The following is a 13533-nucleotide window of genomic DNA, read 5'->3' as shown; positions in this document are numbered from 1 at the left end:
TGAACAAGGCATCCAGCGTCCAGCAGACCCAGAAGTCCTTCTCGATATTCTGAGATGCCGTGCCGAGGCGCAGCGCGGTCGTATCGAAGGCGCTCAACATCGTGTCCGACCCGGCCGCGAGAACCTCATCGAAAGCCGGGTTCATGCCTTCGTCCTCCGGGTTGCGCCGCGATTGGCGATTGGTTTCTTCTGGGTGGAGAGCAGTTTCGGCTTCCGAGGTACGACGACAGCGTGACTCTGATCGCTATCACTCCTTCTTTGTCGATCATGATCTGCGCCAACATGATCAGCATCATCACGATCATCGTCGATGTGCCGACGACCAACGGCAGCATCCGCTTCGATGAGCGGCTTAAGAAACACCCGTATCCATGTCGGAAGAGCCGACATACCGGCAGTGAGATCGGCTCTGAGCGGCGGCCCCGCCGTGGGATCCTCGAAAAGTTTGGCGAGCTTGCGTTTGACCTGATCGCTCTCGCCTTCACGAACCAAGAGATCGCGCAGCCAGTGAAGCGCTTGGACGAGGCGCATTGCCGGTCGCCCGGCCCAGAACAGTTTGCTGGCCGCGGTCGGACGAAAAGTGATCGTTACGTTACCGAGCTTGATCGCGCGGCGACGGGCGTCGGTATGCACCACGATTTTGGCCGGGACGGCGTCAGTCAGGCCGAGATCGTTCGCCGCGGTCATGCCGTCGACAAGCATCCGCGTTTGGTCGCGTCGTCCAACGGCGTCGATGACCGAGCGCGGATCGGGCGGGTTGGGTTTTTGGGTAAGCTTGTTAAAGCCAGGCTGATCGTAGAGCCCGCGATCGATGCGCCTGAGGGTTTCGGCCTTCGTCAGCCGCTGCAAGGCCTTATCGATGGCGTCCCGCGAGGCGAGATCCACGAAATCACTGGGCGTCCAGACCTTACGCGGCGCGTCCGCACGGATGCGGTCGAGCATGGCTGTCTTCAGATCGAGCGGGGCAATATTCATGTCCGAAACTTGTAGACGTTTTTCGGACAGACTGCAAGTGGGATGTCCGAAAAACGTCTACAAATTTCGGACAAGGCTGGCCAGCCGGGGCGCGGTTTTTCAGAGAATCCCCCACGCCCGGTATCGTCCCCTTCCGGTCGCCTCGCGCAAGCCGAGTTCGGCCACCAGGTCCTGGGCGGCGCGCGGCGTGATCTTCAGCTCCGCCGCGATCATGCCGGCGGAGGCAATGGGCCGGGCCAGCATGTAGTCGAGCAGCGCCGGCAGCCGGGAGGTGGAGCGGCGACCGGCGAGCTTGCGGGCGAGCAGGGTGCGCTGGTTAAGCCAGCGATCATGATCCTTGAGGCCGGCGTCGGCGGCCGCGGTCATCGCCTCGAATTGAATCAGGAGCCGCGACGCCGGATCGGACGATCGACGGCGTTCGCGCGGGATGGTTTTCAGGCCGGCATGGAGGCAGGACAGATGCCAGCGGCTTTTGCCGCGTGCACGCAGCACCGCGCTGGCGAGCAGGCGGCCGAGCCACGGCGTGTGCTGCAGCGGTTCGATCCGGTCCCAGGCATCGGCTGTGATCGCCGCCGCCAGCGCCGGCGGCAACGTGCGAGTCCGATCGACGATACGCTGCCAGTCCTCGATCCTGGCGTCCTCATCCCAATCGAGATCGTAGACCAGCGGATCACGCTCGGGCCGGCGAGTGGTCTCGCCGGCGAGCGTTCGGTCGGATTTCGCGATCGCGGCGTCGACCGCGGCGAAGGCGGCAGCGAGCCGCGGGTCGGTTTCGATCATGACGAGCGGCTGATCAAGATTCTCGCCGTCCAGCGTGGCCTCGGCATCGTTCGCGCCGCCGCCATCGTGCGTCCCTTCCTTCCGGTCGTCGCTTCCCGCTTCCCGGTCGCCCTGCCCTCCCCGTCCGCGCAAGCTTGCAAGACCGGTGACCGACAGCGCCCAGTCCGGCTTGGCCGCGGCGATACGACGCCGGATGCGCAGCACGGCCCGAGCCCGGGTCAGTTCGTGGGTCGGGGCGCGGATATCCATGCCGGCGTCGTGGAGAACCAGATCTTCGAGGTGGACCAGCTCACCTTCGAGCCACAGACTGGCGCAGGCATCGGTATAATGGGTGCGCGCGACCCAGCCCTCGCGGATCGGGCTTTTGGCGAGCCGTTCGTCGAGGCGGGCGAGCGCATCTTCGGCAGCGGCGAGCGGGCCGGCGAGCTGGGCCCAGGGCAGCGGATCGGGGATGGCGTAGCCGTTTTGCAAGGTCTTGATAACCTTAACTGGAATCAGTCTAACGGAGGCTAACATGACGTTGGCTTCTGTCACAGCGACGCCCACTTTCGGCTACCTCTCACTATCGATAACTACCTCTTATCGATAGTGTGGGACCTCAGCCCGCAAATCGGCGATTCTTGTCGCTCGGCCGAGATGGTTGGATTGGCTCGAAACCACGCGGTTTTTCGACGTTTCTCAGCCCAAATCGCCGGATTCCTTGTCTCAATTGAGCGGACGCCTCGCCTCAGATTGCTGGACTCCCGCGTCTTGCCGGGCCTCTGGGTCGCGCCGCGGGCCCGCCTAAAGGCCCCCGCACGTCGGTTCGACGACTTCTTTGCGCGCCAGCCGCTGAAATAGGCCCATTTCCCCTCAGAAGCCCACAGGCGGCCATTCTGGCCTCGCCGGTGCTGGGGTCCTCCGAAGCGCCCGATCGGCCTCCTATGACTCTCTCAAGCGGTCGATAAAACACGCCTGCAAAGGACCGTTTCCTAATACCTGCTGATACTGTACAAACCGGCCAAAAGAACCCCGGAAAACACCCCTATGGCCGCACCAAATGCCTCCCCTCCCCGGCCGATCCGCGGTTTGGTCGGCTACGCCCGGGTTTCGACCGAGGATCAGGCGACCGACGCCCAAGTCGACGAACTGCGCGCCGCCGGGTGCCGGACCATTCACCGAGAGCACGGCTCCGGCGCCTCCCGGGCCCGGCCGGTGCTGGCCCGCCTGATGCGCGAGATCGGCGCCGGCGACGTCCTGGTCGTGGTCCGCCTCGACCGCCTGGCACGCTCGGTCAGCCACCTGCTCTCGGTGATCGAGGACCTTGAGACGCGCGGAGCGCATTTCCGGTCGCTGCGCGACCCGATCGACACCTCGACGCCGCAGGGCATGTTCTCGCTGCAGGTGCTGGGCGCCGTCGCCCAGCTCGAGCGCGCCTTGATCGCGGAGCGGACCAAAGCCGGAATGAAGGCCGCGATGGCGCGGGGCAAGCTGCCGGGCAATCCAGGCCTGCGGGAGCACCGGCCGGAGGCGATCCGCGCGGCTTCGGCGGCGCGGCAACAGGTCTATATCGGCGACCTGATTGCTTCGGCGTCGACCTGGCTGCCGACGGTGCAGCGGATGCGACCCCAGCACAGCTGGGACGACGTGGTGCGGGTGCTGAACCATCAGGGGCAGAGCTGGACCATCGAGAAGCTCCGCCGCGCCGTGCATCGGCTGGTGCGCGAAAAGATCGCCGCGCCGGAATTGATCAAGCGATCGCCGCGGCGACCCCCGCAGGACCGGCTGATGACGCTGGTCGCCGGAATCGCGATCGCCGATCCGAACCTCAGCCTGCGCGAGATCGCGGCTCAACTGGAGCGGATGCGCGAACGAACCCCGCGCGGTGGCCGACAGTGGGCGGCCTCGTCCGTGAAGGCCTTGCTGGACCAGGCGCGGCGTCTTGGACTGGCGGTGCATGATCCAGCGCCTGGGTCATTAGCCGGCCGAGCAACCGCTGCCGAGCCGCTGTAGATTGACCCCGGACCTGGCTCCAATCGTCGCTTGCCAGGATCGCCTCGGCCATGGCGCGGTATTCGGCCGCGTCGCGCAACTTCCTCCTTCTTGTTGGTGCCACGGCAACCCGGATCGGTGCTCGACGCGTTGCCGCCTCGCGTGGCGAAACGCCGGTCCATGCGAGCAACCGCTCCATGCTGACCGCCGGCGGCCCGAAATCGCGCCGGGCGTCGGCGAGATCGAGCAGTTGAGCGACCGCGATCAGCGTCGCCATGCGCCACCCCAGCGGGATTGTCGCCAGCGGCTCGTTGCGATCGACCAGGGCTTCCACCGATGGCAGCGGCCGATCCGTGAGGACGCTGGCAATGAAAGGCGTCAGGCGGCCGCCGCGGACGTGGGGCGCGGTCCAAAGCAGGCGCGCCACGCGCATCAGCTCGTCGGCGACCGATGATGTGTTGTCGATCGCCTCTCCGAGGCCGGCCGACAGAGCGCTCAGGGCCTCCCGGAAGCGGCAATTGGCAACGTCGGCCGACGCGCGCAGGCTGCGAACCACGCGAGCGCAACGGACACAGACCACGCGCGCCTCCTGATCGCAGGTCCCAAATCGCCACCCCCTGCTGCTCAGGCAGTGCGGGCACATCTCGGCCAGGACGCGGTCGTGTCGGCTGCATGTCAAGGTCTCGACGAGCGCCCAGGCCCGGCGGATATAATGATCGCCGCCGGCGTCCGCGTCTTCATCGAGACAAGCCATGCAAACCGGCATCCGAAACGCCCCTGCCTGGGTCCCCTCGCCCCACACGTAGCAGCCCTGAGGTCTCGATCTTGCGGACAGCACAAGTGCGCGGAGAACTCCGTCGTCCAACCGGCACGCCCTTGCCCACGCCCTGATCTGCCCTGCGTCCGGCGCGAAGTCGCGTTCCGCGAACCGTGTCACGCGGCCGCTATCGGGTTTTGCGCCGAGCAGGGCGGCCAGTCCGTCGCTGCAGAGCCCGTATCGGCAAGCGACACGGCCCTGCCACGACGAGAGCAATTCGCCCCCGATCGGTCTGGGCGCAATCGGCAGCACGCGCTGATCTTGGATCATGCCACGCCTCGCCGCTGCAGCCGAGTCTCAACCGCGCGCGTCATCGCGACCAGCGGGAGCACCAGCTCATCGGTGTCAAAGCTGTCCGGATTGATGCATTCCGTCCCGGAGCGGATCGCCTCGACCGCAACCGTCTCCATCAGGCGGAAGATTCGGACCGTGACCCCGCCGGTCAATTCGAGCACGCGCTTGCGAATGGCCGTGGTTTCCAGGGCCGACGGGCGCCGCAGCGGCAGGATCGTCGCCAGGCTCGCCAGCAGCTGCGTCAGATGCTGATCATTGCCCCAGCGCCGAAGCTGCAAGGCTTCGAAGCGCTCGGCCAATTGGGGGTCGGTGAGAAGCGCCTGGCGGGCGAGATCCGTCCCGGCGCAGACCAGCGGCACCCGTAGATCATTGGCCAGAAACCGGATCACGTTCAGAAAGATCCGCTGCTGCCGGAAGCTACCGGCGAGCATGGCGTGAATCTCGTCGATGATCAGCATACGGGCGCCCATGATGCGCAACAGCCCGCGACAGATCTCCTTTTGCCGATGCGCTGCGCCGTCAATCGGCCCCGGCGCGCCCAGCGCGGCCAGCAATTCGCTGTAAACGTCACGTTCGACCGGTTCAGCCGGCATCTGCATGGCGACCACTGGCATGCTCGTGACCCCGGTGCCCGTGTCGAACCGCGCTGGATGATCGCGCAGGAATTTGCGGATGATCTTGGTCTTGCCCATGCCGGTGTCGCCGTAAAGCAGCAGGCAGGGCATGCGATCGCGTGGCGGATAGGCCAGGAGATCATCGAGCCGCGCGAGCGCCATCCGGGCTTGATCGAGATCCAACCACCGATCCGCCCTGATCCAGGCGATCCGCTCCGCGTCAGCGAGAGCCGCATAACCGCGATAGGCCGGCAGCAAGTGGGCATAGTCGGTCATGACCACTCCTCGACCGCCAGCAGGGTCAGATGCGCCGGCTCATCTTCAGGGCGGCAGGCGATCGCGGTCGATCCGATGTCGCGCTCCGCGGCAACAAGCGATCGATGGCGCCGTTCGACCTGGCGACGCGCCGATTTGGTGGCCGATGCGGCAGCCTCAAGAAGATTACGCTGCGCCTCGATCGTGTCGAAGATCAACTGTTCGTCGGTGAGCCGCACGCCCCGCTGCTTGAGCGCGGCCAAGGCAAACCGGTGTTCGCCGAGCGTGATCCGCGGGCGCCGCAGATCGGCATACCGGACCGGCCAATGCACCCCATCCGGCCCCTCGACGAAGACGCAGGACAAGTCGCGCGGATCGAATTTGATTCGCAGCCGGCGATCGAGACGTCCCGCCCACGGGCTCAGCACGTCATCCCAGTAGCGCAATCCGAACAGGTGCAGCCCGTCACGGCGGATGCTGCGCTCCTCGAACGGCAGGAAGTCGTACAGGAACTGCTGTTCGTCATGCGGCCACCGGAGCGGCTCCCGCCGGCGGTCAACCGCATCCTGCCATTCAGCACCCGGAGGCAGGTGCAACCCGCGATGGACCTCAATGTGATATCGGCCGACGATCTGAAGAGTGAGCCAACGTTCGAGTTCGTCGAGCGTCATCACGGCGTGATGTTCGGGATCGTAGTCGCCGCGCTCTGCGATAGAGCTGAAGGTCGTACCCGGCAGCATATGGACCGCGCCCATCATGGTGCCGATCATCCGCTCGATATGACCGCCATAGTGCGGCGTCGCCACCGGCCGATGGATCAGCGAGATGCCGTGCTCGGCCGCCCCGCGCGCCAAGGCCCGGCCGCGGAATTCTCGCGCGTTGTCGACATGGACGACGTCCGGCAGGCCCGACACGGGCCAATCGGTCCCGATGCCGCGTGCTGCGAGCCAAGCGGGCTTCGGCGTCACGGCATGATGCATCGCCAGGGCGACCGACGCGGATGATGGCGCTTCCAGGCTGAGATAGAACCCGGCCACCATCCGGCTCGCCACGTCGATCGCAAGCGTCAGCCACGGGCGCTGGATCGGCCGGCGATGCACGGCATCGACCACGAAGATATCGACGAGGGTGTGATCGATCTGGACGATATGGAGCGCGTGATCGGCCCGGTATTCCTGCACGACAGGTTTGAGGCGGTCGCGTGCTGTCTTGCCGCCTTCGCGCCCGCTGACAAGTCGCTGGCGATCGATCTGGTCGACCCGCGCACGAACGGCTTTCCAGGACGGGATCGCCAGCCCGCGCGCCCGGCACAGGTGCCGGACATGGTCATGCAGCACGCTGACGGATACCTTCTGGCGGGTCAGATATTTGTCACGGATCGCTTCCTCGATGACAGCTTCCAGTTCATCGGAAAGGCGTCGAGATCTCTTTTTGGGGCCGGGCGTCGCCGATGCCAGTGAACTCGTCACCGGCGCGGTCCGGTACCGCTCAACCAGCGCGTAGAGCCGGCTTCGACGCAGCCCCAGAATGCGACAGGCTGTCGCGACATCAACCGGTGACAATCGCGTCACGCCCGCAAGCGGCCTGATGATCGCCTCGCGCGCAACCGCGTCCTGCCACCTGGCGTCGTCGATATCGAGCTTGTCTCGATTGCGCCGCACGTCGCCGTCCTTGCACTCGCCCGAATCCAGCGAATTAGGGTAAGATTCCAGCGAACTCGGCTGAATCCGCCGAATCAGGGTGAGCCGAAAGTGTTAAAAATCAATCAAATGCAATCCAGTGGAAAAAGCCGTGCGACAAGCGATTCTGAGCGCCCGCAGCCGGGAAAATCATCCCCCGCCGGGCCTGCCGACGAGAGAAGGCATCCCGTGCCAGCGCCCTCCCTTCTTCCGGAAGAGACTGTCCCCTACCCTCCCGGTCGATTTCGGCGCCGGCTATTTGCCTGTGGGCGCGATCGCGGTCAGGAATCGTCGAACAGGCTGTCGCGAAAGGCCTTGTCGGCCGGCCGACCCTCAGTCTTCCCGCCGCGCTGTCCGAGTTCTCGGCCGAAGCGCACGCCCTGCTCGACCAGGGAGGCCGGCTCCGGCTCAAGCTCGGCATCGAGGTGCTCAAAGCCGGGCGTTATCTCCGAGACCTTGATCGCGGCAATGTCCTCCTCAGTCAGATCGACGGTCCGAACGGCCCGACGATCGAGCCTGGTCGCACTGGCTTCGTCGGCCGGCGCCGGCCGCGGCTGGTTTTGTTTCGCGTGACCGCCCATGACGCTTCCGTCCGTTCGCCCCGATACTAGCGCAAGGGTGTCTTTCCCGCACGGTGGCCGTTGAAAGTCGGCGCGATCTTCCTTATAGTCACGATGGTCATTATGGTCATAGGAGCGGATCATGACAGCCCCCCGAAAAACCCAGACCCTCGAATCGGATCATTGGACCGTCGCCGGCGCCAAGGCGCGCCTCTCCGAGGTGATCGAGCGCGCCCAAAGCGGCCCGCAGATCATCACCCGCCACGGCAAGCCGAGCGTCGTCATCGTCTCGGCCGAGGAATGGGCGCGCAAGACCGTCCGCAAGGGCACGCTGGCCGAGTTCCTGATGGCCTCGCCCCTGCGCGACGCCGATCTCGACCTCGATCGGGCCCGCGACCAACCGCGCGACCTCGATCTATGAACGTCCTGCTCGACACCAATGTTCTCTCGGAGGTGCGCCGGCCGACGCCGGACCCCAAGGTGCTCGCCTGGCTCGATACGGTCGACGAGGACCGGGCCTTCATCAGCGTGGCGTCGATCGCCGAGCTCCGGCGCGGCATCGCCCTGATGGACGATGGCCGCCGTCGTGAGGCGCTGAGCGCCTGGCTCGCGGACGACCTGCCGGCGCGCTTCGCCGGCCGGATCCTGCCGATCGATGCGGCGATCGCCGAACGCTGGGGCGATCTGATGGCGCAAGCCCGCCAGAGCGGCTTTGCGCTCTCCGTGATGGATGGGTTTTTCGCGGCCACAGCGCTTGACCGTGAGCTCGTGCTCGCGACCCGCAACACCAAGGACTTTGCGCTGCTGGGCGTGCCGTTGTTCAACCCCTGGACCGATGAAGGAGCGTCGGGATGACCGCCCCTGCCCGCCTCCCCGATGCCGCGTCGCTCGAAGCCGTTTTGGCCGGGCTACACCCCGCCTCGGCCGACGCGGCGCTGCTCCCTGCCCTCGCCGCTTCCTTCCCGGGCTTTGAATTTGGCTTCGCGCAGATCGACGACGATTACTGGCGCGACACCCGATCGGTGATCCGTCCCGACGGCACGCGGCTTGGCGAATTGCGCCCGTGGATGATGGCCGAACTGGCCAAGGAAAACGGCGATGCGTCCGCGGTTTGGAAGCGCCTGAAGGAGACCGATCTCCAGATCACCGAATGGCGCGGCACGAGCGCGTTCGTTTCCGCGCCGACCGGGCCGGGCGCTGCCGACTACGTTCAGATCGCGCTCGGCCGCGAGATCGAATGGCGCGCCGGCCGGATCGTCAACCCGGACTATCGACCCTGGGGCGAAGAGGAACTGCTCGATCCGGGTTGGCCCCGCACCGATCAGCTTCCCGACTCGGATCGCCTTGCCGGTCCGGTCTATCGCCTCCTCGGCCGCGCCGGCGGGGCGGTGGTCCACGTCCGGAGTTTTCTCGACCGCTGCGACCGCGTCGAGCGCGGCAAGCGGGAGGCCAAACGGCCCGAGCTGGAACGGCGCGTCATTCGCGAGGTTGGGCCGGGCGGAACGCGCGAGACGCCGTTCCTGGAGGCGGTCCCCGACTATTTCGGCTTTGTGCCAAGAGAGCTGCGGTTCTTTCAGGACTGGGAGGAATCGAGCGCCAGGCCGCAGCGCGTCTTTGCCCAGTGGGCACTCGATATCCGGGATTACACCCACAAGGGCGAGCGCGAGGTCGGTTTCATTCCCCGGCCGTTGCGGTCGCCGAAAGAACGTCTGCTCATGACGCCGGATGCCTCGGTCCATCTGCTGATGGAACGAATCGAGGCGGTGGACCGCGAGATCGGCTTGCCCTTCGGCTGGTTCTTCCTGATGACCCACGGCCACTGGGTCGATCCCGATGTCGGCCTAGCGATCGCGCAAGGCCTGAAGGCACAGCGCGTGCGGCTTCCCGACCCGGACGCCGGCGTCCTGCTGCGCTGGGCGGATCGCACTTACGGTTTCTGACGGAGCGCCGAGCATGGACGACATCACCTCCCGCGCGCTGGTCTCCGATCCCGAAACTCGGCGCGCGCTGCAACTCGACACGCTCTCGGCGATCCTGCCGATGGAGCGGCGCGACCGGCTCGCCGAGCTCCTGACCGACGATGACGTCGCGACGCTCAAGCATCTCGCCCAGGAAGGCATGGGCGAGAATACGCTGCGGGCGCTGGCGTCGGACCTTGCCTACCTTGAAGCCTGGGCTCTGGCCGCGACCGGCGCCGCGTTGCCCTGGCCGGCCTCGGAAAGCCTGGCGCTGAAGTTTGTGGCGCACCACCTCTGGGACCCGGCCAGGCGCGAGACTGATCCGCAGCACGGCATGCCGGCCGACGTCGCGGCCGCGCTACGCGAAAGCGAGTTGCTGCGCAGCACCGGGCCGCATGCACCGTCGACGGTCAAGCGGCGCCTCGCAAGCTGGGGGACCTTGCATCGTTGGAAAGGGCAGGAGGGTCCGTTCCGCTCGCCCAGTTTGCGCTCGGCGCTGCGGCTGGCGGTCCGGGCCAGCACCCGGCCGCGGCAGCGCAAGAGCAAGCGGGCGATCACCCGCGATGTCCTCGACCGACTGCTCGCTACCTGCCGGTCCGACCGGCTGGCCGATACCCGCGATCTGGCCATCCTGCTGCTCGCGTTCGCCTCCGGCGGACGCCGGCGCAGCGAGGTGGCACGGCTCCGGGTCGAGCAGCTCAGCGACGAACCGCCGGTCCCGCTCGATCCCCAAGATCCGCGATCGCCGGCACTGCCGTGCCTCGCGATTCAGCTGGGCCGCACTAAGACCGGACAAGCGGACGAGGCGGGGAGGGTGCTGTTGGTCGGGCCACCGGTCGAGGCGCTGCGCGAATGGCTCGAGCGGGCTGACATCAGCAAGGGGCCGATCTTCCGGGCGATCGACCGCTGGGAGGCGGTAGAGGAGAGGGCGCTGACGCCGCAGTCGATCAACCTGATCGTGAAGCGGCGCTGTACGGTGGCCGGGCTGGAGGCGAGGGAGTTTTCCGCGCATGGCTTGAGGTCCGGGTATCTGACGGAGGCCGCGCAACGCGGCGTCTCCCTGCCGGAGGCGATGCAGCAATCCCAGCACCGCTCGGTGCAACAGGCTGCAAGCTACTACAACGAGGCGGAGCGGTCGCTCGGGAGAGCCGCACGCCTGATCCTCTGATGGATGGGGGCGCCTCTTGGGTTGGCATCGTCGTGAACCCGCATAAGGTGTTCTCAGCTGAGAACACCGAGCTGCGGCCGGAAAGTTCTCAGCTGAGAACACTCATCCCGCTAGCCAAGTGGTTAATTTCCGTTAACCCTTATTTGCTTGACCGACTCGGAAAAGTCGCCGAATTTACGCTCAACATGGATAATTCGGATACCAAGCGTATATGACGGCTCTAGCAGAAAATGACGCCAGTCACCGCACCGGGAAAAAAGTCCGGTCACTGACGCGACTTGTCGAAGCCGATGCCGACCTTCTCAGCGCCCAGCTCAAGGAGTTGCGGCTGCGAGCGTTCCCCCCGTCGTCGCTCAAAGAGCTGCGCAAATTCAGCTCCGGAGAAGCGGCGAAACTCATTGGAGTTACCGACGCATATATCCGCCATCTGTCGCTTGCGGGTGACGCCCCCGAGGCCGAGAAGACGGCGCGTGGGCGTCGCCTGTTTTCGTTGGAGCAGGTCCACGAGATTCGTCGGACGCTTGCTAAGACCAAACAGAGCTACTCCCCGAATCGCCGAGAGGGTGAGCATCTCCAGGTTATCGCTGTTACCAATTTCAAAGGCGGCTCCGGCAAAACAACTACCGCCGCTCATGTCGCTCAATACTTTGCCATGAAGGGCTATCGGACGCTGGCGATTGATCTGGATCCGCAGGCCTCACTCTCGGCGCTGTTCGGCCTCCAACCCGAATTCGACCTTCAAGACAACGAAACGTTATACGGGGCGATCCGCTACGACGAGGCTCGTCGGCCGCTTTCTGACATCATTCGAAAAACCTATTTCGCCGGCCTCGATATCGTTCCTGGGAACCTCGAACTGCAGGAGTTTGAGCACGATACGCCGAAAGTTTTGGCGGAGCGCAACCGCGGCTCCGAGCGGATGTTCTTTTCGCGGATCGCAACCGCGCTCGCGTCCGTCGAGGACCGCTACGACGTGGTGATTCTGGACTGCCCGCCTTCCCTTGGATTCCTCACGCTCTCGGCGCTGTGTGCTGCTCGTAGCGTACTGGTAACGATCCATCCTCAAATGCTCGATGTCGCGTCGATGTCGCAGTTTTTGCACATGACCGCTAGCCTCCTCGATGTCGTCGAGCAGGCCGGTGGCGACGCCGACTATGACTTTTTTCGTTACGTGATTACTCGCTTCGAGCCGACCGACGGCCCCCAGGGCCAGATAGTTGGGCTGATGCGTAGTCTATTCGGCGAGCGCGTACTGACGACCGCTATTCTGAAATCCACTGCCATCTCGGACGCAGGACTGACTAAGCAGACGCTGTACGAAGTTGGCCGCGAGAATTTTGTTCGTAGCACCTACGACCGCGCACTTGAGTCACTCGACGGTGCGCATGCTGAAATCGAGATTCTTGTCAAAGAGGCATGGGGGAGGGTGGTGTGAACAAACGACGAGACGCGCTCAAAGCCATGATGGCGCCGATCACCACGCAGCCATCCCCCGAAGACCGGCAAACTCGGACGCCGGTCAAGTCGGGATCACTCAAAGCTATGGGGCTTTCGCTGCAGAGCTTGTCGCAGGACGCCGACGAAGCACGAGCGTTGCGCGAGCAACTGGCAGGCGGTGACCACGTTGTCGAACTTGATCCCGCGCTGATCGACCCGTCATTCATCCGCGACCGGTTGGACGACGCGAAAGCCGCGGAGTTCGAGGCTTTCCAGGCCAGCATTGCCGAACACGGACAACAAGTACCCATCCTAGTGAGGCCGAGCTCTCAAACGGAGGGGCGCTACCAGGTTGCCTATGGGCATCGGCGGCTAGAGGCGCTGCAGCGCCTCGGCAGACCGGTCAAGGCCATCGTCAAACATCTGACTGACGAACAACTCGTCGTCGCGCAGGGGCGGGAGAACCTCGAACGGCGGGACCTGTCTTTCATCGAGCGTGCGTTGTTCGCGGCACGGTTGGAGGACCACGGGTTCGCTCGCTCAGCTTTAACGGCTGCCCTCGCGGTCCATAAGGGCAATCTTTCGACTATGATCACGGTCGCACGCAGCGTTCCCGAAGAGCTCATAGTAGCGATCGGGCCTGCGCCGAAGGTCGGCCGTCCCCGTTGGGAGCAATTGGCAGAACTTCTGACCAAGACCGGTGACAGGTGGCGCCAGGCGATTGCCGTGACTGGGTTCGACACCCTCGAAAGTGACACAAGGTTAGCTCGCGTTCTTAAGGCGCTGTCGCCTCGTCAGGCAAAGGCGACTAGGCAGGTTGTCAAGGCAGATACCGGCACCCCACTTGCACAGGTCGTGCAGGGAAGGGACCGCCTTCAGTTCACGATTGAGGAGAAATCGGCGCCGGCTTTCGGCGCATACCTCGTAGAACAGCTACCGGAGATCTACGCCGCGTTTCGACGCCGCGCCGATGCGTAAACCGCGTTCCCGCAATTGAGAAAGGATCCATAGCGGCAAAAGAAAAG

General features: G+C 65.0%; 12 protein-coding genes and 2 pseudogenes. 7 read left to right on the top strand and 7 right to left on the bottom strand.

The features are described from left to right. The 3 genes and pseudogenes from ACEK02_RS16215 to ACEK02_RS16205 all read right to left on the bottom strand — a co-directional run. Nucleotides 1-145 (bottom strand): annotated as a pseudogene (locus ACEK02_RS16215) (nucleotidyl transferase AbiEii/AbiGii toxin family protein); the annotation flags it as partial. Continuing rightward, a complete protein-coding gene (locus tag ACEK02_RS16210; RefSeq protein ID WP_371422630.1) occupies nucleotides 142-975 on the bottom strand; it encodes a DUF6088 family protein in 834 nt (277 codons plus the stop codon). The gene ACEK02_RS16210 and the pseudogene ACEK02_RS16215, both read right to left, overlap by 4 nt. 99 nt (nucleotides 976-1074) lie before the next feature. Beyond that, nucleotides 1075-2271: an RHE_PE00001 family protein gene (locus ACEK02_RS16205; RefSeq protein ID WP_371422634.1), complete on the bottom strand. Its 1197-nt coding sequence runs from the start codon at nucleotides 2269-2271 to the stop codon at nucleotides 1075-1077. A gap of 510 nt (nucleotides 2272-2781) precedes the next feature. Between ACEK02_RS16205 and ACEK02_RS16200 the strand changes: the two genes are divergently transcribed. Continuing rightward, the gene (locus tag ACEK02_RS16200) at nucleotides 2782-3747 is read left to right on the top strand and encodes a recombinase family protein (protein WP_371422629.1); all 966 of its coding nucleotides are present in this window, start codon (nucleotides 2782-2784) and stop codon (nucleotides 3745-3747) included. 640 nt (nucleotides 3748-4387) lie between these two features. Here the strand turns inward: ACEK02_RS16200 and ACEK02_RS16195 are convergent. The 4 genes and pseudogenes from ACEK02_RS16195 to ACEK02_RS16180 all read right to left on the bottom strand — a co-directional run. Then, nucleotides 4388-4813: pseudogene (locus ACEK02_RS16195) on the bottom strand (TniQ family protein); the annotation flags it as partial. Further along, nucleotides 4810-5709, bottom strand: a complete 900-nt coding sequence (locus ACEK02_RS16190) for a TniB family NTP-binding protein (protein ID WP_371422628.1) — start codon at nucleotides 5707-5709, stop codon at nucleotides 4810-4812. The gene ACEK02_RS16190 and the pseudogene ACEK02_RS16195, both read right to left, overlap by 4 nt. Before the next feature lie 14 nt (nucleotides 5710-5723). Beyond that, a complete protein-coding gene (locus ACEK02_RS16185; RefSeq protein WP_371422627.1) occupies nucleotides 5724-7367 on the bottom strand; it encodes a Mu transposase C-terminal domain-containing protein in 1644 nt (547 codons plus the stop codon). A gap of 299 nt (nucleotides 7368-7666) precedes the next feature. After that, entirely contained in the window at nucleotides 7667-8089 is a 423-nt protein-coding gene (locus tag ACEK02_RS16180; protein WP_371422626.1) for a prevent-host-death protein, read from the bottom strand. On the opposite strand from ACEK02_RS16180, the gene ACEK02_RS16175 reads away from it, so the two are divergent. From ACEK02_RS16175 to repB, 6 genes are all read left to right on the top strand, one after another. Beyond that, nucleotides 8088-8366: a type II toxin-antitoxin system Phd/YefM family antitoxin gene (locus tag ACEK02_RS16175; RefSeq protein ID WP_056301955.1), complete on the top strand. Its 279-nt coding sequence runs from the start codon at nucleotides 8088-8090 to the stop codon at nucleotides 8364-8366. The two genes, ACEK02_RS16180 and ACEK02_RS16175, sit on opposite strands and share 2 nt — an antisense overlap. Next, nucleotides 8363-8800, top strand: a complete 438-nt coding sequence (locus tag ACEK02_RS16170; RefSeq protein ID WP_371422625.1) for a type II toxin-antitoxin system VapC family toxin — start codon at nucleotides 8363-8365, stop codon at nucleotides 8798-8800. Before ACEK02_RS16175 ends, ACEK02_RS16170 begins: the two co-directional genes overlap by 4 nt. Next, nucleotides 8797-9885, top strand: coding sequence for a hypothetical protein (locus ACEK02_RS16165; RefSeq protein ID WP_371422624.1), 1089 nt, complete (start codon nucleotides 8797-8799; stop codon nucleotides 9883-9885). The genes ACEK02_RS16170 and ACEK02_RS16165 overlap by 4 nt, the downstream gene beginning before the upstream one ends. Nucleotides 9886-9898: 13 nt before the next feature. Beyond that, a complete protein-coding gene (locus ACEK02_RS16160; RefSeq protein WP_371422623.1) occupies nucleotides 9899-11071 on the top strand; it encodes a site-specific integrase in 1173 nt (390 codons plus the stop codon). A gap of 211 nt (nucleotides 11072-11282) precedes the next feature. Beyond that, complete coding sequence (gene repA, locus ACEK02_RS16155) at nucleotides 11283-12506, top strand: plasmid partitioning protein RepA (RefSeq protein WP_371422622.1); 1224 nt, start codon at nucleotides 11283-11285, stop codon at nucleotides 12504-12506. Further along, nucleotides 12503-13486, top strand: a complete 984-nt coding sequence (gene repB, locus ACEK02_RS16150; RefSeq protein WP_371422621.1) for a plasmid partitioning protein RepB — start codon at nucleotides 12503-12505, stop codon at nucleotides 13484-13486. The genes repA and repB overlap by 4 nt, the downstream gene beginning before the upstream one ends. Nucleotides 13487-13533: the final 47 nt, after the last annotated feature.

The sequence above is a fragment of the Tardiphaga sp. genome (assembly GCF_041424195.1).
Classification (GTDB): Bacteria; Pseudomonadota; Alphaproteobacteria; order Rhizobiales; family Xanthobacteraceae; genus Tardiphaga.
This window is presented reverse-complemented; position numbering and strand designations above follow the sequence as displayed.